Below are 20324 nucleotides of genomic sequence, written 5' to 3' on the forward strand. Positions count from 1 at the left end.
AGCGGCTTCGCCGCTTCCACGGGCCGGTCAAACACTTTTGCGGCCATTTTCTGAATGCCATCCAGATGGGAGCCTCCCCCCGTCAGAAAAACCGTTCCGGAGAAAGTTTCCCAGAAGGGCTGCGCTTCCAAATCTTCCCGAATGATTTCAAAAATCTCCGCCTGGCGCGCCTGGAGAACTTCCACGACCAGGGACATCGGGACGAATCGCTGCTCGTAGGGCCCTTCTGCGGGAAGGCTGACCCGTCGATGCGCCGTCTCCTCCCGCAGATCCACCGTGCCGTGGGTCCTCTTGAGCTCCTCGGCTCGGGGAAACGGAATCTTGACCGCGACGGCGAGATCGTTGGTGAGGTGGTCTCCTCCCACCCCGAGCGTGCCGGAATGGGCTACGAAGCCGTTCCGATAAACGATGTAATCGGTAATTCCCGCTCCACAGTTGATCACGAGGGAGCCGAAGCTCTTCTGCTCCGAGGTCAGGAGCGCCTGGGCGGTGGCATAACTCGATAGGGCATATCCTTTGACGTGCAGGGAGAGATCCTTTACGCAGTGGACCGTGGTCTGAAGGCGCGTCGCAATCCCGGAAACCAGGTGATAATCGGCCATCAGCCGGCGCGAGAAGAGACCGGCAGGGTTGGCGGTCGCCGTGCCGTCGTCGAGAATATAGGTCTGTAACAGGTCGTGCAGCAAGATCTGACCCGGCGGCAGGGCCTGCTGGCGCACGAGTTCGCGCAACTCGCGCAGATGACCCTCCTCGATCATCGTCCCTTCCTCGCCCAAATCGAGCGCGAGACGGCTCTGGAAAGAGCGAATATGGGCGCCCGAAATCGCCAAGTAAACCTCTCCGATCGAAACGTCGGTTTTTGCTTCCGCGTCCAGGATCGCCTGATGGATCGCCTTCTGCGTCATCTCGAAATCGGTGATTTCGCATTTGCGAATGTGCGTCGACGGGCTTTCCGCTACTCCAAGGAGGGAGAGGGATCCATCGGCACCGAGTTCGGCTACGGCCACCTTGATTTTGCTGGTTCCCGCTTCCAATCCGACGAGAACCGACCGAGATTTGCCGCCAAACATCGAAAAGACCCCTAATATTCAAAAATGACCGGAACATTCTGCTCCGGAGTTAAATCGACGGAAGCCACCTTACGACCGCGGCTCTGCGAAAAGGTGTAGATCTTTTGCAGCCTTTTCATCTGTCTCTCCAGATGATCCAGACGCAAGACGACGCTGATCCCATCTCGGGTAACGACTTTCAGGCAGAGACGGCCCGAGACGTCGATACTTGCGGGATCGAGGAGATTCCGCAAGGAAGGCGTCCCCTGAAGCAACCCGAGCAGTCGCACCGCGCCACGACATTCCGGACTATCCAGACGATTTCCGATCTCCAACTCGTCGGAGGGCACGCCTTCGAGCTCGGGCAAGAGTGAAACGACCTCGCCCTTTCTCGCCACGAAAACAATTCCCTGGAGATCGATGCACAAATTCTGACCCGCAAATCGCTTTCCTTTCGTCCAGAACTTCGCGAGCGGAACCCGCTCCTCGACCGTGATGGCGATCCGATCGGGAAGCAGTCGACGAACCGAAGCGCGCTGTACGTAGGGAAGAGCCGTAACGGCTTGATACACCTGCGGCAGCGAAACCCCCAGCAAGTTCTGGCCCGGGTGCAATCCCGATGCGGACAAGATCTCCTTGCGAGGCAGATGCGCCGTGCCCTCCACGAGGATTTCCCGGAGCGCATACCGCGAATCACGGGAGAGAAAGGGGAGAGCCAAACGAGTGCCGGCATAGTACCCGCCGACACCGATGACCAAGAAGGCGGCCACCAGGAGAACCAGGGACGAGAGACGCCGCAAAAACGCCCGTCGGCGTTGCTGCGGACCCGCTTTTGTCTGGAGCACGCTCTTCTGAGCCCGTCTTCGACGGACTGGCTTGCGAAAGCGGTTCATCTCACGCTTCTCGCCTTTTCAACCAAGAGAGCCGAAGCACCCTTTCGCAGAGTTGCGGGAAAGCGATCCCGGCGGCCTGAGCCGCTTTGGGAAGAAGGCTCGTCTCCGTCATGCCGGGAATCGTGTTCACCTCCAGCACCCAGGGCTTCCCGTCCGCATCCAAGAACACATCCACCCTCCCGTAGACCGTGCAGCCCAAGGCTCGATAACCGGCAAGCGCCGCTTCGGCCGCCGCGCGGGCTTGGCCCGGGGAAAGAGGCGCGGGACAGAGGTAGTCGCTGGCTCCCGCGGTATACTTGTTGCGATAGTCATAGAATCCGGTCTTTGGCCGGATCTCCACGATGGGCAGGAGTTCGTCCCCCAAGATGCCCACCGTGAGTTCCCGTCCTTCGATATAGGATTCCGCAACGACGAGATGATCCTCCGCCTGGGCTTTGGCATAGGCCTCCGGATACTCCTCCTTCTGAAAGACACGGCTCACCCCGAAGCTCGAGCCCTGCCGCGCGGGCTTGATCACAAAGGGAAGAGGCAGAGGCAACTGATCGGCGGAACGCGCCAGGGCCCAATTCGGGGTCGGCACGCCGACTTTTTGGAAGACCTCCTTGCTCCACGACTTGTCAAAAGCCCGCTCGCTGGCTTCCGCACCGCTGCCCGTGAACGGGATTCCGCGACGCAGGAGCAGCCTCTGCACCTGTCCGTCTTCCCCGAACGTTCCGTGCAAACAGAGAAAGACGATATCCGTGCCGTCGGGAATCAGAACCTCCGCCTCCTTCAAATCGATCTCCTCGACCGGATAGCCGAGCTGCCGCAAGGCTGCGGTCACGGCCCGCCCCGATTGCAGCGAGACCGCTCTCTCCTGCGAAAGTCCACCTTCCAATACCACCACTCGAAGTTTCTCGTTCACGAATGCTCCTTTTCCCCGACGATCGCCAGGTTGCAAGCTAGTTCGACTCCTGCCTTTTTGCGCAACCGCTCACGAACCTCTTCCAGGACGGCCAGCACATCCGCCGTTTTGGCTTCCCCCCGCAGCCGCACTCGGTTGGGGAGGGACGGATCGACCGATGCACCGTTGACCACGATCGGGTCGGGCCCCAGCCTAGTCCAGATCTCTTCCAGGTCCGCTCCTTCGGGATTTCGGAAGACTCCGTCCAGCCATCGATCGCTCTTCTCACGGACTCTGCCTTCTCCGGATCCAGAATCGGAACCGGCAACGCGGAGCAAGGGAGCTTTTTCTTTTTCGCGGGAAAGCATCCGCAGCCGTACACCGACGACAATGCCGAGATTGCCGGTGCGCCCATCCTTGAGCCATGGCTCGCTCTCTCCTCGGGACAAGGTCCGCAACTCCCCTTCCCCGTCCACCAAGACGATTTCCTCGACATGACTCGCGAAGCGCTCCCGGAGCCTACCCGCTCCTTGAGCCAGCAGTGCTCCCACGGTCCCTGCGGCATCGGCAAGGAAGTCGAAACCCTCTGTTCCTTGACGCGCGGTCTCGGCGGCCACTTGAGCGAGGAGAGCTCCGCCGCCGGCTTCCACCCGATCTCCGTCAACCACGACCCGAGATAAGGATGGGTGGCGAAGGCTCAAGCAGATGCCGCGAATCCCCCCGTCGAGAATCAGGATCCCGGCACCGGCGCCCAGCACCGTCAGAGGGATCTTCTCTCGCCGGGCGATCTTGACCAGACGACAGACGTCCTCCCGAGAGGCGGGTTCGCACCAAAATTCCGCGGGTCCGCCCACCCCGGCCGCCGTATGACCAGCAAGGCATTCCCCCATCGCGACAACCGCGGACGAAGACAAGGATCGCTGCAGCTCCTCATAGAGCGAGCACTGCTCGGCAAGCGCTCGAGCCACCCGGTGCACATCTCCTGCCCCCATGGCCAAAAAGAGATCTCCCGGGCGCAAGCTTGCCGCCGCCGTTCGCTTCGCTTCCGCGGCAGTGCGGGCGGAGAGCACCCTTACCCCACTCCCCTCGGCGATCGTCCGGACCAGCCGCTCCGAATTGACCCCTTCGATCGGTTTCTCGCCCGCACCGTAGATGTCCGTCACCAAGACCAGATCCGCCCCAGCGAATGCCGTCGCAAACTCTTTTTCCAGTCCATGAGCGCGGGAATACCGGTGCGGCTGAAAAAGAGCCACCACCCGCTTGCGCCCGGCTCCCCGGGCCGCAGCCAGCGTCGCTCGAATCTCCGTGGGATGGTGCGCGTAGTCATCGACCACGAGAAACGATGGACCTGCGAAAAGCACCTCGAAGCGCCGCTTGACCCCCCGGAAGGCCGCCATCGCCGCACCGATGTCGGCGAAGGGTAGCCCGAGCTCCAAGCTCAGGGCGATTCCGGCCAGGGCATTCTGGACATTTTGTCTTCCCGGCAGAGGGATGCGGATCTCCCCGAGCGGCACGCCTCCCGCCACCAAAAGGAAAGTGCTTTCGAACGGCCCTAGCTTCAACCCTTCGGCGCGATACCGCCCGTCCGGACCGAGTCCATAGCCCACCGCGTTGTTGCGCCCGGCGCAGAGCTTGGATGCATAGCGGTCGTCCGCGCAATAGATGATCTTTTCCGAACACCGATTCAAGAAGGTCTCGAAAACCGAGCAAATCGCTTCCATCCCCGGATAGAAGTCGAGATGCTCTTCCTCCACATTCAGGAGCACGGCATAGTTGGGCTCAAAGGAAGCGAGCGTGCCGTCGCTCTCGTCGCCCTCGACAATCATGTAATCCCCTCTTCCCCAATCGGAATTCGCACCAAGAACGGGGGCCTCTCCCCCGACGTAGTAGGATGGCTCCCATCCGCTCCGGAGCAGGATGTGGGCGAGGAGCGCCGTGGTCGTCGTTTTTCCGTGCATTCCCGCGACAACGATCGATTGCTTGGCGCGGCAGAGCTCCTGGAGCAGGTCGGCTCGTCGGGCGGTCGGAATCCCGTGTGCCGCCGCGACCTTGCGCTCGGGATTGTCCTCCCCGACGGCAGAGGAGTAGACCAGCAGATCGACTCCTTCCGGTAGATCCCCGTCGTGGCCGCAGGAAAAGCGGAGCCCTAATTCTTCGAGATCCGCGACGGCGGGGGTCCTGCGCCGATCGGATCCCGAAACTTGATGACCCAGCAGCAGCAAGAGGCGAGCAAGCGGCCCTACTCCGGAGCCCGCCACACCGACCAGATGGATCCGTGCCCGCCGACTCAAACAGCCGGTCCATCGACCCGTCAACCGTGCATGCATCTTTCCACCTCCTCCGCCACAGCCCGCGCCGCCTCCGGCCGGGCCAAGCGCGCAGCCGATCGGCCCATCTCCCGCCGCCTCTGGTCGTCGTTCAAAATCTCCCTTAGTTTCGTCGCCAGCCGCTCTCCGGTCAGGGTCGCTTGATCGTAGGTCAAACTGGCGCCGGCTGCCACGAAAGCTTTTGCGTTGGCGCGCTGATGGTCGTCGGCGGCAAAGGGGAAGGGGACCAAGATGCTGGGCAGCCCGTAGAAAGCCACTTCCGAGAGAGTGGCCGCTCCGGCGCGCGCAACCGCGATGTCGGCCAAGCTGTAAAAAAGGTCCATCCGGTGGGAAAAGCTCTCCACAACCGCGGGAATCCGGTGAGACCGATAGGCAGCCAGGCAGGCCTCACGATCCGCCGGACCCGAAAGATGAAGAATCTGCACCAGATCCGAGGCTTGTACCAAGGCAGATGCCCCCTCCCGCAAAAGACGATTGAGCGCCTGGGCTCCCTGGCTGCCTCCCAGCACGAGAATCGTCGGGCGGTCGGCTGATAAGCCGAGCGCCTGTGCAGCCTCGCTGCGGGGAACTCTACGAAGACTGCTGCGCAAAGGGGTACCGGTCACAATCGTCGAGATTCCGGGCAGCCGCTCCCGGCAAGCGTCAAAACCCAAGAGGAGCCGGTCGACCCGATGAGAGAAGAGGCGCGTCACGAGACCGGGCACGGCATTCGATTCATGCAAGACGGTTGCAATCCGCCGTCTCTTGGCCACGAGGAGCGGGGCTGCGCTCAGAAAGCCGCCCATGCCAAGAACCGCCCCGGGCCCCAGCCTGCTAAAGAGGGCGGCGCAACTCCGCCCACTCCGCCAGAGGCGCAGAAAAAAAGCCGGCGTTTTGGCCGAAAATGCTCCGGGCCACCCCATGGTCGGAAGTGTCTCCCAAGGATAATCCCCTTCGCCTTCCAAGGCGGTTCGATCGATCGACTTTTCCGAGAGAAGCAGACAGACCTCCTTGCCCCGTCGCCGTAACTCCTCGGCGACGGCCAGGCCCGGCAGAAGATGCCCGCCCGTGCCTCCGCAAGCGATGACGACACGTTTCTTGGTCATAACCCGCTGCGCTGCGCTCCTTGGGACTCCACGGAAAAAGCCGAGCCCCGGCCTCCCTGGCGATGAATGTTGAGAAGGGTGCCCAGGGCCATGAGGCAAAAGAGAAGATTCGATCCGCCATAGCTGATGAAGGGCAAGGGCAGGCCCTTGTTCGGCAAGAGCCCCGTCACGACTCCGAGGTTGGCGATCGCCTGCACGGCGATCAGCGTGACTAGTCCCATACCGAGTATCACTCCCTCCCCGTCGGGCGCAAAGAGCGCGATCCACCCACCGCACAAGGCGAGCACAAGATACGCCAACACCACTCCCAAGGTCACCCAAAGACCAAGCTCCTCCCCAAGGATCGGAAAAATAAAATCGGTCGTTGCTTCCGGCAGATAATACATCTTCTGCCGGCTGTTCCCCAATCCGAGCCCGGTCACCCCGCCGGAACCGAGAGCCACCAGCGCCTGCCATACCTGATAGGCCTTCCCCTGCTTGTCGCTGTCCATGTTCCAGAAGGCGAGCAGCCGGGCTCTCCGCTCGGGTATGCTCAAAGCCACCGCGAGAATCGCGCCGGCGGCCGCGAGGCTGCCCGGCCCAACGATCCACAGAGGCAGCCCGGCAATGACCAAAACCACCATCGCCAGAGTCAGATAGAGAGCGGCACTACCCAGATCGCGCGCAAGAAGAAGGATGCCCGCGAACGCGAGGGTCACCAATAAGACCGTGGCGTAGCGCCGCCATCGTTGCCGGCGTGAACCCACTTTTCCCAACTGGGCTGCGGCAAAGAGACAGAGAGCCCATTTCATGAGCTCCGAAGGTTGCAGAGTCAAGGGACCGAGGGAAAGCCAGCGGGCGGATCCGTGGACGCGGCGGCCGATTCCGGGAAGGAAGCAGAGCGTGAGGAGAACCAGTCCGATTCCCAGGAACGCCCACGAATGTTTCAAGAACCAATGATAATCGATACGCGTGAGGATGGCACCGACGGCGATCCCTAAGCCGATCCAGCAGAGCTGCCTCTCCACGAGGGGAAGAAGAGAGGTGTCCTTGTCGCCCACGAAACGCCCGGCCGCACTATAGAGGGCGATCAGCCCGAGTCCCAGGAGCGCAAAGACGACCAGGGTCAGACCATATCCGACCCACCGGTGAAGCTGTCTTTCCCTCACTCCTTCCCCCTCACCTTTCGCATCAGCCTTCCACACCGGTGCCCCGGCGGGACCGGGCCGGCTTAGTTGGTGGAATGCGAAGCTCCTGTCCGATATGCAACTTGCTCGAAGCGCTCAACCCGTTCGCGGCCATCAAGTCGGATAGTCCAACGTGGAAGCGGCGCGCAATCCGCCAGAGCGTGTCTCCGTGCACCACGTGGTAGGTTCGGGAAGAGGCCTCCACGGGAGACGCCGGGCTTGTCGGCTCGTTCCGTCCCGACTCGGGAGGAGCCGTTCCGCTCCGTCGCTCTGTCGCTGCGGCCGACTCGGGCGAGACCGACTCTCCCGCACTCTCCTTGGAGGAGAGACGGCGAAGCTGTTTTTTGACCCCCTTTTTCTGTCCCGGATCTTCCGTACCCGAAACCCGGGAGAGATCGGTTCTGCGCTTCCCGCCGCTCCCGCGGACGAGCGAGGGGACCGGGGAAGAGGGCGCTCCTGCCGAGCCTTTCACCCCTTCTGGCTTTCCCAGCAGCCTGCTGCCCGAGGCAGCCGCCGCAACCGGACCCTTCTGGCCGCTGCCATCGATCCGTGCGGATTTCGTTCCTCCAACGAAAAGATTGTAGAGAGCGATCCCACCGATAAAGACAACGTGGAGCAGCATGACCGCCAGAATCACGGTGATCACCCGCAGGCCCGCCGTGCCCTCCTTGAACGGCAGTTGTTGCTGCACCAACTCCATCCCGCCCGAAGAGCCGCCTGCTGCGATTCCCCTCGGCGGGCCCGAAGCCTTCCAGCGAAGCACCTTGGCGGAAGAACGCGTTTTTCTCTTCATGGGCCGAATCCTCCGCGAAGGAACACTTTCATCTCAGTTTGAGGCTCGAGAGCGCCAGGAGCCCGCAGAGCAGGCTCCAAATCCAGAAGCGGACGGTGACCCGCGACTCCCCCCAGCCTTTCAGCTCGAAATGGTGGTGCAGCGGAGCCATGGCAAAGACTCGTTTCCCGGTCAATCGAAAGGAGCCGACCTGGATCATGACCGAAAGAGCTTCGAGGACGAAGACGCCGCCCGCGACAACAAGAAGAAGCTCCTGGCCGATGGAAATGGACACCAGGCCGAAAGCCCCACCGATCGCCAAGGAGCCGGTATCGCCCATAAAGACTTCGGCGGGATGACAGTTATACCAGAGAAAGCCGATACAGGCTCCCAGGAGTGCCGCGCAGAAAACGGCCAGTTCGTCCGCACCTCGCACGTGGGGTACGAAAAGATAGGCACTCCAGTCCGGACGACCCGCCACATAGGAGAAAACGGCAAAAACCAGCGCGACACCGATGGAGCATCCAATCGCCAGTCCATCGAGGCCGTCGGTGAGGTTGACCGCGTTCGACGAGCCCATGACGACCAGTAGAAAGAAGGGAAGGGCCGCCCATCCGAGTTCGATCCGCGAGATGGATTTCAGGAAGGGAACCGCGATCTTGCTCGCTTCCCGGCCTGTCTCATGCCCTGCGAGGAGAAGCGCTCCGGCGATCAGGGCAACGGCAGCCTGGACCAACAGCTTGACGCGACCGGGGATTCCCGCGGACTTTTTCTGTACCACCTTGAGATAATCATCCCAAAAGCCGAGGGCTCCCAGCGCGGCCGTCCCCCCCAAGCAGATCCAGAGAAAACGGTTTGTCGGCACGGCCCAGAGAAGGCAGCTTCCGGCTAGGGACGAGAGGATCAGCAACCCACCCATCGTGGGTGTCCCGGCCTTTGCTCCGTGTAAATCGGCCAACTGTCTCACTTCCTCCTTTCCGCGAATCGGCTGGCCCATCTTCAAGCGGCGGAGCATCGCGATCATGGGCCGACCGAAGAGCCAAGAGATAAAGAGAGCCGTGAGCGCCGCGGCGACCGACCGGAACGTGATGTAACGAAATACGTTAAACCCGATAAAATGCCCGGAAAGCAAATGTAGGTAGTAGAGCACCTCGAACCCCCTTTCGCTCCGCCTTTGCCTCTTGCCTGCTCATTCTGGCCCTTTGCCGCCGCCATCCGCGCTCAAGAGAGCATGCACCAATCGTTCGAGCCCAAGAAACCGGGAGCCCTTCACCAAGATCACGTCGCCCGCCTGACGCAAGGCTCGCAGCTCCCGGATCGCCTCCTCCGCGTTCGCACACGGATGAATCTTTTCTGCGGGAAGCCCTCCCTCGGACGCTCCCCGGGCCAGCCAGACCGCCTCGGGCCCGACGACGATCAAGAAAGCAAGAGGCAAGGCGCCGGCGCTCCGTCCCAAACGTTCATGGAGAGCCGGGGATTGTGAGCCCAGCTCGCCCATGGAACCGAGGACTGCACCTCTCCGATCGCCTTTGGGGAATTCCGCCAGAGCACGAAGAGCCGCGAGAGCCGAATCCGGATTGGCATTGTAGCTATCGTCGATGACCCAGCCCTCCGAAAAGCGATGCACCTCCATTCGGTGGGCCGGATAGACCGCTTCCTCCAATGCCCGAACGATCTCCTCGGCCGACAGCCCCGCCAGCTTTCCCACCCCCGCCGCCAGCAAGGCGTCGGTGATCACTGCCCGGGACGCCGTTCGGAGCTGCACCGGCAGCTCCCCCGAATCCCCCTGGAGCAGGAAGTGAACCCCTTCTTCCTTCATCTCGATCTGCCGGGCCCGCCAAGCCGCCTCAGGACCGCTGCCGACCCAGAGAACCGGAGCCCGGCTCCGGCCGGAGATTCGGCGGATCCAACCATCCTCGTCTGAGAGGACCGCCCCTCCCTCCGGAGGAAGGGCGGCCAAGAGGGCACCCTTTTCCTCCGCAATGGCCTCTTCGCTTCCGAAGAAGCCGACGTGAGCCTGGCCGATATTGGTGAGAACCCCGATATCCGGAGCGGCGATGGCCGCAAGGCGGGCGATCTCCCCCGGATGGTTTGTCCCCATTTCGAGGACACCGAAGTCGATCTTTGGGGAAAAGTCGAGAAGGGCGAGGGGCAAACCGATCTGATTGTTTCGATTTCCTGCGTTGCCGAGCGCGGAGAAGCGCCTGCGCAATACATGCAAGATCAACTCCTTGGTCGTCGTCTTTCCACTGCTTCCGCTCACCGCGACAATTTTGGCCGGGAGAGTCCGGCGATACTGACGCGCAAACCGCTGCAGGGCGGCAAGGGTATCCGCCACCTCGACAAGGCCGGCACCGGCGGGAAGGGAAAGATGCTCCATCGAGCGACTGACAACGGCGGCTTTTGCCCCGCGACGAAAGGCTTCCTCCACGAAATCGTTCCCATCGAAGTTGGCCCCGGAAAGAGCCCAGAAGCAGTCACCGGGCCGAAGGGTCCGCGAATCGGTATGCACGCGAGAAAGGACGAGCCCGGCATCCCCCCGCTTTCGGGACCCGCCGCTCCATCCCTCGATGTTCCCGAGAGAACAGGGTTCCATATTACTCTATCCTCTCTCCGCCAAAATCTTGCTTACGACGCTCCGGTCGTCGAAGGAGAGAAAGGCTCCTTGCACTTCCTGGGTCGTTTCATGTCCCTTGCCGGCTACACAAACGAGGTCGCCCCCTTCGGCTTCCCGCAACGCATGCTCGATCGCCTGAAAACGGTCCGGAATCCAGGCTGGGCGGCCCCCCTCCGGCACGCCTTTCTCCATGTCCGCGAAGATCTGGTCCATCGATTCGTTTCGCGGATTATCGGCAGTGAAGACGACCCGATCCGAAAGCGCGCAAGCGGCGGCCGCCATCCTCGGTCGCTTCGTCCGATCGCGATCCCCTCCGCAACCGACGACGATCCACAACCGCTTCGGCGCCAGTTCCCGGAGTGTCAGCAGCGTTTTGCGCAGCGCATCCTCCGTATGAGCGTAATCCACCACGGCGATGACTCCGTCCGAGGAGCAAAAGCGCTCCATCCTGCCCGGCACCCCGGGAAAGGCCTCCAACGCTCTTGCGATCTCCTGGGGGGCGATGCCAAGAGCGAAGCAGGCGGCAAATGCCCCAAGGGCATTTTCGACATTGAAGGATCCCAGCAAAGGGATCCTGACCGAAAGCGATCCCCCCGGATAGGACAAGAGAAAGGAGCTTCCCGAAGAGTCCTTACGCACCCCCTCGGCGCGAAAATCGGCCAGAGGTGCCCCCAAGGCGCTATAGAAGAAGACCCTCTCCGGCTTTCGGGATACCGAACCCAGAGCCCTCCAAGCCGGATCGTCCGCGTTGACTACGGCGGCAGCCGGATTTTTCGAAGCGGCGAGCCGCTCGAAGAGCAAGGTCTTTGCGGCTCCGTAGCCCTCGACGCTTCCATGAAAATCGAGATGATCCGAAGTCAAGTTGGTAAAGATCCCGATGGCAAAGACGAGTCCCGCAACCCTACCCTGCGCCAGTGCGTGAGAGGAGACTTCGAGCACAGCGGCTCGGCAGCCGTCCTCGTGCATTCGGGCGAGCAGCTCCTGCAAGTCGCTCCCTTCCGGCGTCGTTCTCCGCGCGGGCAGAATGGATTCTCCCACCTGGTACCGCACCGTGCCGATGAGGCCCGCCTTGCGCCCTGCCCTCTCGAGGACGTGGTGGACGAGAAACGCGGTCGTCGTCTTCCCGTTGGTTCCCGTAATCCCGACTAGATCCAGGGAAGCGCTTGGATGCCCATAGAAAAGGTCCGCCATCCGGGCCAGCGCCTCGCGGGCGTTGGCGACTCGAACGTAGGGGATCTGAGCGGGGGGCGTCTCCAAGACCCTCTCCCCGACGATGGCCGCCGCTCCCCTTCGGATGACGTCCGGAAGGAACTGGTGGCCATCGGTCCTGGTGCCTTCCCAAGCAAAAAAGACGTCCCCCGACTTGACGACGCGCGAATCGTAGCAGAGCCCCGAGACCGGAGGATCGACCTTCCCTGCCACCTCGCAAGGCTCAACAGCGACCAAGAGATCCCGAAGCGTCACAACGCTCCTACGTGTGCGGCCCGGGCCGGAGCGCTCCTTGGCACGACGCCCAAAGCTTCCGCAATCTGCGCGGCCATGGCACTGAAGGCGGGAGCGGCGACCTCCCCGCCGTAGTAGTGCGCTCCCTTTGGCTCGTCTACCATGATCAGAAGCACAAATTGAGGATCTTCCTCCGGTAAATATCCGATGAAAGAAGAAATGTATCGACCGTGTCCGTAGCTTCCCCCGACCGCCTTTTGCGCGGTCCCGGTCTTTCCCGCTACCGTAAATCCAGGAACGGCCGCTTTCGTTCCGGTGCCTCCCTTGGCAACCACACTGGCGAGGGCAAGAGAAGCCCATCGCGCCGTCTTCTCCGAAATCACTCGGCGAACCTGTTCCGGAGCTACATAGGAGAGGGAACGCCCTTCCGGCGATATCCATCCTCGGACCAGCATGGGCTTCATGAATAATCCTCCATTCGCAATGACCGCCATCGCCTGGGCCATCTGGATTGGGGTGACCATCACCTCCTGCCCCATCGGGATCCGGCTGATCGAAAGCTTCGACCACTGCCAGGGCGCGCGGAGAACCCCCGCCGACTCTCCTTGCCATGGCAAGATCCCGGATGCGGAGCTAATTCCAAAGGCGCGAGCGTACCGATAGAGCCGGGCCGCTCCCAAGCCGATGCCCAGCTTGGCGAACCCGATATTGCTCGACTTGGCGGTCACTTCCCGGACGGTCAGCACCCCGTACGGATGGCTGTCGTGCAAAACAAATCCGGCGTAGGAGAAGGAGCCATTTTCGCAGTTGACCGGCGTATCGAGGGATACCTCCCTTTCCTGCAAAGCAGCCCCAAGAGTGACGATCTTGAAGATCGAGCCGGGCTCCATGGGATCGGTCAAGCACCGGTTGCGCAGCCGCTCCGCGTGCACATGCTCTCCATCGTTCGGATCGAACGTGGGCCGGACAGCCATGCCAAGGACTTCTCCTGTCGATGGCCGTATCACGACGGAGCAGATCGCCTTCGGCCGAAACTCCCGATCGAGATTGTCCAGCCCCTTTTCCAGGATGTGTTGGATCGTCAAATCAAGGGTCAGGCGCACGGTCGCGCCATCCACGGGCGCGGCATTAAAGCCGCGGTATACCGGAATCTCCCTTCCCAAGACATCCTTTTCGATCCAACGCTCTCCCGGAACACCGCGCAACTGCCGGTCGAAAGCGCGCTCGACTCCCGCGACACCCTTTCCCTCCCCGTCCAGCAGGCCAACCACAGCCGCACCTTCCGGCCCATTGGGATAAACGCGGACAAACTCCTCGCGGAAAAGAAGGAAGGGTTCCGGGCTCTTCCCACTCGTCCGCCACTCTCGCAACTCTTCCTGCTCAAAGGTGGTGAGCTTCTGGACGACGTCTTCGGAGACCTTCTTGGCCAGCAATCGATACCTCTCGCTGCGCCGAAAGCTGCCCGAGAGAGTTCCCGACCCTAGACCGAGCAGACTTTCGAGCTTGGGAAGCGCCCGGTCGGGATCGAGTAGATTTTTCCCATCGAGTCGGACCTCATACACGGCTTGGCTCTGCGCGAGCGGGGTCCCATGAACGTCGACGATCATCCCCCGATGAGCCGGCAGGTCGATGCGAGCACAGTGGTTGAGCATCGCCAGTCGTGCATACTTGGGATGCTCGACGAGTTGCAGTTCGACCAGCCGGTGCGAAACGACCGTGAAGCCGAAGGCGAGAAAAACGAGAATCCAGAGCGATCGTTGGCGAGTTTTCACGGCAGCCGCCGTCGTTCCCGCCCGGTCGTTCCCGCAAGAACGTCAGGGCGTTTCCCCTCCTCCATGCGAACTACTTCGAGCTCGCTTGTCTTAACCAGCCCGAGATGCCAGGCGGCAATTCTTCTCTCCAGCTCCACGGCGGAGCTCGCACGGGCGATGCTTACTTGCACCCGCATGTTCCTCTTTTTCCACTGCACCAACTCCTTTTCGGAATGAGCCACGTCCATGGAAAGACGAGCGACTCGATTCTTAAAGGAGAGAAACGCAATCCCGACCCCCGCGAGGAAAAGAACTGCCACGATCCATCCCCCGAGCGTGCGCAACGGGAATGCCTCAAGATGTCGCACCTGGTTTCCGCTCATAAATCCTTCCTGGTTGCCTTCCAACCCACTCGCAAGCGGGCGCTTCGGGATCGCGGATTGCGCAGTCTCTCCTCGTTCGTCGGAAGAAACCGCGCCTGGCGGACAAAGCCCTCCTCAGGTTGAGGCCTCTCCTCCGCCCCGGACGTCGCCGCCGGTTTCTGCAACAGATGCTCCCGAAGGAAATGCTTCACGCGGCGATCTTCCTCCGAGTGAAAGCTGATGACCGCCAGGCGGCCACCGGAGGAAAGCAGACGCAGCGACGCCGGCAAAGCTCTCTCCAGCGAGCCCAACTCGTCGTTGACCGCCATCCTCAGCGCCAAGAAGGCCCGCGTCGCCGGATGGATGCGTCTGTGCGACGGTCGAGCCGCCCCAATGGCCGTCACGAAGTCGCCTGTCGTCTGCAAGCGCCCCTGCCCTCTGGCGCGCACGACCGCCCGGGCCAATCGCCGGCTCTCGCCGGGCCGAGCGACAACCGCAAAGAGCTTGGCCAGATCCTCTTCTCCGAGCTCTTGCAGAAGATCCCCTGCCGTCACCGGACCCGTCGGATCCATGCGCATATCGAGCGGGGCATCCCAACGGAAGCTGAACCCTCTCGAAGGATCATCCAATTGCCCGGAAGAGATCCCGAGATCGAGAAGCACGCCATCGACGGCGCCCCAACCGATCCCGGAGACCGCCGCCTCCATTTCGGCGAAATCCCTCTGAACAAAGGAAAGCCGCTCGCCCCACGCATCTTGCAGGAGCGCCGCCCTTTTCTCGGCCTCCGGATCGCGATCCATCGCCAGGACCCGAGCGCCCCGATCGAGCAAGGCGACGGCATGACCCCCAAAACCGAAGGTGCCGTCGATCCAGCATTCCCCTTCCCTCGGGGCGGCCGCCTCCAGCAGCTCGCGAAGCAAGACCGGCTCATGCTGCGATCCGTCCATCGCTCCCTCGGCCGAAATCGAATTGCCCATGCTTCTTCCTCGTTTCCCCGCTCTCTCTACCCCACGTCACAAGCCCATCTTCTCCATCACGTCTTCTAAGTTCGCGGGTCCAGGCTGGAGCGCCCGCCAGGCCTCTGCACTCCAGATTTCAAAGTGATCAAAGCAGCCCGCCAGCACCGCTTCCCTCCGCAATGCCGCCTGCTTTCGCAACCGCTCCTTCACTCCGATTCTTCCCTGCTGATCCCAGCCGACCATCTGGGCGATGCGTGCCAAAGCCTCCACCTGCTGACGCGAAGGGTCCTGAAAGGAAAGGTTGCTGACTCGTTCCTGGAGCCGGGCAAGCCAACTCTCTGGATAGACCTTCAGACAACTCGATCGGGAGGGGAAAGCAAAAAGCCGCGCCTCGTAGCCCTCCTGCCGCCATTCGGAGGGTATCGTTATCCGTCCCTTGTCATCGAAGGCATGCTCGAAGGTATCGGTATAATTTGCGTTCATCGGGGATTTACTCCCCTCCGTTACTTGCCACTTTGCTCCACTATCCTCCACTCGACAAGAAAAACTTTCCTGGTTCCGCTAGGGGTTTCCCCGGGGAAATGGACGAAGACGAAATCTGCTTGCGTGCCGGTCGGCAAATCGCTACGGCTCGGGCCATGCCCGAGCTTCGATCTCCTTTTGCCCCGGATCATCTCCTGGATCTCTCCGAGACGACGCATGCCTCTCTTTTCCTCGGGATCTCCTGGGCTTGGGAAGCTCTACCACGGATCGCTCGTTACCTGGAGGATCGGCTGGAGCCCGCCATCCTGGGAGAGGTGTCTCCCCTCGCCACCGTCGGACCTAAGGTCCGGATCGGGAAAGGGAGCATCGTCGAGGCGGGAGCCGTTCTTCTGGGCCCGGCTTGGATCGGAGAGAACTGCTCGATCCGCCCGGGAGCGTTCGTGCGGCAGAATGTCATCGTGGGGGACCGTTGCGTCCTCGGCAACTCCTGCGAGTTCAAAAACGCCCTTCTCTTCCACGGCGTGCAAGTTCCGCATTTCAACTATGTGGGCGATTCGATCCTGGGTGCCCACGCCCACATGGGCGCCGGCGCAATCCTCTCGAACCTTCGCCTCCGCGGCGACGAAGTGCGGGTCCACTTCGGGGAAACCGTCTTTCCCACGGGCCTGCGCAAGTTCGGCGCGATCCTTGGGGATCATACGCAAGTCGGGTGCAACGCGGTCCTCAATCCGGGCTCGATCCTCGGCCGCCGGGCGCTGATCCATCCGGGCGTCGTCTGGAGCGGTTACCTTCCGGAAAGAGCAGTCGCCAAGGCTGCGACGCGGCCTCTGGTGGTGGAAGATCCTTCCCCAGCCTGAAAGCCGAGCCTTGCCGCGCACCGGCTCAAGCGAGCAGGCGGCGCCGAGCCAGGAAGAGGGCCAGTCCCCACAGGAGAAGCGCGGGAGCCAGGAAATACGGGTAGAGATCGTCCGTCAGCAGCCCGGGACGATCGGAAAACGCGACCTTTTTTTCCGCATCGATCGCGGCAAAGGCTTCTCGAATCGTTCCCTCGTCGAGCGCTCGAAAATAGCGTCCCCCGGTCTGCTTCGCCATACGCTGCAGTAACTCCTCATCGAGGTCCGAAGGGCTCATCTCATTGGCTGCATTCTGTCCCCCGTCCTCGAAGAGGGACGAGTTCGCCTCGCCTAGACGGCCAGCCCCAATGGTAAAGATGGGAATCCTCTTTTGCATCGCCAGATCGATTGCTTCGTCCGGGGAGAGTGCTCCGCAATTATTCCCACCATCGGTTAAGAGAATGAGAAACTTCCCCTTGCGCTTTTCCGCCTCCTTCGCCTGCTTGCCCGCCAGCCGAGTAAGGGCGAGGCCGACCGCGTCGCCGATCGCCGTCCCATCTTCGATCATTCCCACCTCCAGCCGATCGATCTGTCGATCGAGCCAGCGATGATCGAAGGTCAATGGGCTTACGGTATACGCCCGCCCGGAAAAAGCCACGAGGCCGATCCGGTCTCCCACACGCTTCTCCAGAAAAGACTTCACGACACCCTGCACCGCCTCGAACCGGCTCACCGTTCGACCGCCCCGCTCATAATCCTCGGCCAGCATGCTTCCCGAGAGATCCAGAACGAGCAGGATGTCATATCCTTCCCGGGGAATGCGAAAGATCCCCCTCTCCTCCAAGGGTCGCGCCAGAGCAATGATCGCCAGCACCAGACCGGCGTAGGCGCAAAAGATCGCCATTTTCCCCGAGCCGGTCTTCCGCTTGGGCTTCCAGCGTCCGGAGAACGGGAGCAGCCAGGCAGAAGATTTCCTCCGGCTTCTCGCCCAGAAAAGCAACGGAAGGAGGGCGGTGAGAAGGAGAAAGAACGGCTGTCCCAGTCGCAGATGGCCCATGTGTAAAAACGGAACTCACGACTCCGGCCATTTCCTCTGGCCCGAGCCGCCCGTTAAGCAACATGCATTTCGCGCATGCGCGCAAGCAGGAATTGAGCGAGTGCCGAGGAGATGAGGCCGTCCGTGCCCAGTACGCAACGAGATCGAGGAACGGGGAAAAGCTCCTTCCATCGCTTCTCCCGATCCCGCGCCCACTCCTCCTGGAGCCGGCGAACGGAGCGCGAAGAGGTGTTCAGGGAGAGAAACTCTCCGGAGGTTGGATCGAAGACATCGATGATGCCCATATCCGGCAGAGTCCTTTCCCAAGGATCTTCGATCCGAATCCCCACCAACTCAAACTTCGATCGCAACCCGACCCAATCCAAAGGCTTTGTTTCCCTCGAGAAATCGCCCAGCCAGACCAGCACTCCGCCGCTCGATAACGCCGCGTGGACGACTTTCCACGGGATCTCCGGCTCCGGCAGAGGCCAGCGATCGGGAGACCGGCTCGTCAAAAGCTGCAAGAGCGAACGGAGGATCCCGCGCCGATGGCGCTTCGGAGGATAGAGAACATATCCGCCGGGATAGACATGGAGAATGCCGGTTCGGTCGCGATTATCGGCGGAGAGCACACCCAAAAAACAGGCGGCCTCCAAGAGGGTCTCCCGCTTGGTCTTACCCTGAGAGCCGAAGCAGAGCGATGGACTATCCTCGACCAGCAGCAAAAGTGAGAGCTCACGCTCTTCCACGAACTTCTTGCGATAAGGCTCACCCTTTCGAGCCGTGACATTCCAATCAATGTCCCGCACATCGTCGCCAAACTCGTAGCGCACCACCTGCTCGAACTCCATCCCCTTGCCGCGAAAGGCGGACCGGTACCCTCCTTCCAACAAGGATCTCGTGGAGTGGCGTACGCGCCATTCCAGGCGACGCAAAAGCGCACAGGCCGCAATGACTCGAGAAAGATCTTCGGACGAGTGCACGAATGCCGTTTTGCCGTCCTGCTCAATCCGCCTCGGGAATGGCGGTCCTCTCGAGCAGCTGATCCAAGACCCCGGCGACTTGGATCCCCTGAGCTTCGGCCTCGTAGCTCAAGCCTACTCGATGACGCAGGACATCGGGAAAAATCTCTCGGATCAGCGCCGGGCTCACATAGTCGAGCCCGCGGAGCCAGGCCATCGTGCGGCCCGCCAGGAAAAGAGCCAGCGACGCGCGAGGCGACCCTCCATAGGAAAGGAGCCTCTGTCCACCAAGGATCTCCTCCTGCCGACTCGCTCGCACAAGCTCCAGGATATACCGCTCGACGGCCGGGCTCACGTAGACTTGATCGATCTGCGAACGAAGCTGGCGGATCTCTTCGGCCGACGAGACTCCGGAAACCTTCGGCGTCTCCGTCAACCTCCCCCATAAACGCAGCATCGAGCGCTCTTCGGCTTCCGACGGGTAATCCACCAAGACCTTGAAGAGAAAGCGGTCCGCCTGCGCCTCCGGCAGCGGATAGGTTCCCTCCTGCTCGATGGGATTCTGCGTCGCGAGCACAAGAAAGGGATCGGGCAGTGGATGCGCGGCGCCCCCTAAGGTCACCTGCCTTTCCTGCATCGCTTCCAGAAGAGCACTCTGCACCTTGGCTGGCGCCCGATTGATTTCATCCGCCAAGACGATATTGGCGAAAATCGGGCCCAGGTGGGGATAAAACCTACCCTCCTGCGGTTGGAAGACCATCGTTCCCACGACATCGCTCGGAAGAAGATCCGGAGTAAACTGGATCCGCTCGAATTGCACCCCGACCGCCGCAGCAAGACTCTTGACCAGCAGCGTCTTGGCCAAGCCGGGCATTCCTTCGATCAAGACATGGCCGCCGGAAAGAAGAGCGATCAGCAGTCTCTCGATGATCTTGTCCTGGCCAAGCACGGTCTTATGCACCTCGCCCAGGATGCGCTGCGCCCACTCCGGTCCCTTTATCATGATTGCTCCGTCGATCAGTATAGCCAGGAGTCCCTTTTCCGACGCGAGGCTCTTTTTTGGGGCGGCGCCCTCCAAAGCCGCCGATCGACTCACTTCGCTATCGGGGATTTGCCGCCCCTCCCTCCTCTCTTCCGGCATACGATGCCTCGATGAAATCAGGCGTGACAGGCGGAGAAAAATCGGATTAGGTAAAGGGATTAAGGATCGTTTTTCCCCCTTGGAAACGCAACAGCTTTCCCCTTCGAGGGCTCTCCACTGGTTTACCGGCATCCTCGTCGCGGCAACCCTCGTGCTGATCGGCGTCGGGGCTCTCGTGACGAGCACCGAGTCGGGCATGTCCGTGCCCGACTGGCCCACGAGCTTCGGCTACAATATGTTCTCCCTTCCCTTCGCGCGCTGGGCGGGCGGGGTGCTCTACGAGCATAGCCATCGTCTGGCGGCGTCGGCGGTCGGGCTCCTCACGATCGTGTTAGCAGGCTGGCTCTGGCTCCGGGAGCCACGATCGTGGCTCCGGTGGGCCGGCCTGGCCGCTCTACTCCTGGTCGTCCTGCAGGGAGTGGTCGGAGGACTTCGCGTGGTCTGGGTGGCCGACCGACTGGGCATTCTTCACGCCGCCTTGGCCCAGGGCTTCCTCGCTCTCGTCGCCGTGATCTGGCTTGCAACCTCTACGCGCCTATGGCTTCCCGCCGGCTCCGGCGCC

At 61.8% G+C, this 20324-nt stretch carries 18 protein-coding genes and 1 pseudogene; 2 read left to right on the forward strand and 17 right to left on the reverse strand.

Translation table 11 applies throughout. From position 1 onward, the window contains the following. From ftsA to MAMT_RS00865, 14 genes are all read right to left on the reverse strand, one after another. Positions 1 to 1070: cell division protein FtsA (gene ftsA / locus MAMT_RS00800; RefSeq protein WP_142659049.1), on the reverse strand; the 1070-nt coding region annotated here is incomplete at its 3' end. Between the two features lie 11 nt (positions 1071 to 1081). Then, positions 1082 to 1942: a cell division protein FtsQ/DivIB gene (locus tag MAMT_RS00805; RefSeq protein WP_142659050.1), complete on the reverse strand. Its 861-nt coding sequence runs from the start codon at positions 1940 to 1942 to the stop codon at positions 1082 to 1084. A 1-nt stretch (position 1943) separates the two neighbouring features. Beyond that, entirely contained in the window at positions 1944 to 2846 is a 903-nt protein-coding gene (locus MAMT_RS00810) for a D-alanine--D-alanine ligase (RefSeq protein ID WP_142659051.1), read from the reverse strand. Beyond that, positions 2843 to 5152, reverse strand: a complete 2310-nt coding sequence (gene murC, locus MAMT_RS00815; protein ID WP_142659052.1) for a UDP-N-acetylmuramate--L-alanine ligase — start codon at positions 5150 to 5152, stop codon at positions 2843 to 2845. The genes MAMT_RS00810 and murC overlap by 4 nt, the downstream gene beginning before the upstream one ends. Then, positions 5137 to 6237 carry an undecaprenyldiphospho-muramoylpentapeptide beta-N-acetylglucosaminyltransferase gene (murG, locus tag MAMT_RS00820; RefSeq protein ID WP_142659053.1) on the reverse strand — a complete coding sequence of 367 codons (1101 nt, stop codon included), beginning with the start codon at positions 6235 to 6237 and terminating at the stop codon, positions 5137 to 5139. The genes murC and murG overlap by 16 nt, the downstream gene beginning before the upstream one ends. Continuing rightward, entirely contained in the window at positions 6234 to 7385 is a 1152-nt protein-coding gene (locus MAMT_RS00825; RefSeq protein ID WP_142659054.1) for an FtsW/RodA/SpoVE family cell cycle protein, read from the reverse strand. Before MAMT_RS00825 ends, murG begins: the two co-directional genes overlap by 4 nt. A 22-nt stretch (positions 7386 to 7407) precedes the next feature. Continuing rightward, complete coding sequence (locus MAMT_RS00830) at positions 7408 to 8196, reverse strand: LysM peptidoglycan-binding domain-containing protein (RefSeq protein ID WP_142659055.1); 789 nt, start codon at positions 8194 to 8196, stop codon at positions 7408 to 7410. 28 nt (positions 8197 to 8224) lie between these two features. Further along, on the reverse strand, positions 8225 to 9325 hold the full coding sequence (gene mraY, locus MAMT_RS00835; protein WP_142659056.1) for a phospho-N-acetylmuramoyl-pentapeptide-transferase: 1101 nt from the start codon (positions 9323 to 9325) through the stop codon (positions 8225 to 8227). A gap of 39 nt (positions 9326 to 9364) precedes the next feature. Then, positions 9365 to 10771 carry a UDP-N-acetylmuramoyl-tripeptide--D-alanyl-D-alanine ligase gene (locus tag MAMT_RS00840; protein WP_142659057.1) on the reverse strand — a complete coding sequence of 469 codons (1407 nt, stop codon included), beginning with the start codon at positions 10769 to 10771 and terminating at the stop codon, positions 9365 to 9367. 6 nt (positions 10772 to 10777) lie between these two features. Then, a complete protein-coding gene (locus tag MAMT_RS00845; protein WP_142659058.1) occupies positions 10778 to 12256 on the reverse strand; it encodes a UDP-N-acetylmuramoyl-L-alanyl-D-glutamate--2,6-diaminopimelate ligase in 1479 nt (492 codons plus the stop codon). Beyond that, positions 12253 to 14007 carry a peptidoglycan D,D-transpeptidase FtsI family protein gene (locus MAMT_RS00850; protein WP_142659059.1) on the reverse strand — a complete coding sequence of 585 codons (1755 nt, stop codon included), beginning with the start codon at positions 14005 to 14007 and terminating at the stop codon, positions 12253 to 12255. Before MAMT_RS00850 ends, MAMT_RS00845 begins: the two co-directional genes overlap by 4 nt. Beyond that, a complete protein-coding gene (locus MAMT_RS00855) occupies positions 14004 to 14369 on the reverse strand; it encodes a hypothetical protein (protein WP_142659060.1) in 366 nt (121 codons plus the stop codon). The genes MAMT_RS00850 and MAMT_RS00855 overlap by 4 nt, the downstream gene beginning before the upstream one ends. Then, positions 14366 to 15325 carry a 16S rRNA (cytosine(1402)-N(4))-methyltransferase RsmH gene (gene rsmH, locus MAMT_RS00860; RefSeq protein WP_246186443.1) on the reverse strand — a complete coding sequence of 320 codons (960 nt, stop codon included), beginning with the start codon at positions 15323 to 15325 and terminating at the stop codon, positions 14366 to 14368. Before rsmH ends, MAMT_RS00855 begins: the two co-directional genes overlap by 4 nt. A 36-nt stretch (positions 15326 to 15361) precedes the next feature. Next, positions 15362 to 15790, reverse strand: coding sequence for a division/cell wall cluster transcriptional repressor MraZ (locus MAMT_RS00865; RefSeq protein ID WP_142659061.1), 429 nt, complete (start codon positions 15788 to 15790; stop codon positions 15362 to 15364). A 98-nt stretch (positions 15791 to 15888) separates the two neighbouring features. On the opposite strand from MAMT_RS00865, the gene MAMT_RS00870 reads away from it, so the two are divergent. Continuing rightward, on the forward strand, positions 15889 to 16647 hold the full coding sequence (locus tag MAMT_RS00870) for an acyltransferase (protein WP_342799815.1): 759 nt from the start codon (positions 15889 to 15891) through the stop codon (positions 16645 to 16647). 25 nt (positions 16648 to 16672) lie between these two features. Here the strand turns inward: MAMT_RS00870 and MAMT_RS00875 are convergent, their stop codons facing one another. Genes MAMT_RS00875 through MAMT_RS00885 form a run of 3 tightly spaced genes read right to left on the reverse strand, consistent with a single transcriptional unit; the run spans position 16673 to position 19624 of the window. Then, entirely contained in the window at positions 16673 to 17680 is a 1008-nt protein-coding gene (locus tag MAMT_RS00875; RefSeq protein WP_142659062.1) for a VWA domain-containing protein, read from the reverse strand. Between the two features lie 53 nt (positions 17681 to 17733). Next, positions 17734 to 18642 carry a DUF58 domain-containing protein gene (locus tag MAMT_RS00880; RefSeq protein WP_246186444.1) on the reverse strand — a complete coding sequence of 303 codons (909 nt, stop codon included), beginning with the start codon at positions 18640 to 18642 and terminating at the stop codon, positions 17734 to 17736. A gap of 22 nt (positions 18643 to 18664) precedes the next feature. Further along, a complete protein-coding gene (locus tag MAMT_RS00885; RefSeq protein ID WP_142659063.1) occupies positions 18665 to 19624 on the reverse strand; it encodes an AAA family ATPase in 960 nt (319 codons plus the stop codon). Between the two features lie 217 nt (positions 19625 to 19841). On the opposite strand from MAMT_RS00885, the pseudogene MAMT_RS00890 reads away from it, so the two are divergent. After that, positions 19842 to 20324 (forward strand): annotated as a pseudogene (locus MAMT_RS00890) (COX15/CtaA family protein); the annotation flags it as partial.

The sequence above is a fragment of the Methylacidimicrobium tartarophylax genome (assembly GCF_902143375.2).
Taxonomy (GTDB): domain Bacteria; phylum Verrucomicrobiota; class Verrucomicrobiia; order Methylacidiphilales; family Methylacidiphilaceae; genus Methylacidimicrobium; species Methylacidimicrobium tartarophylax.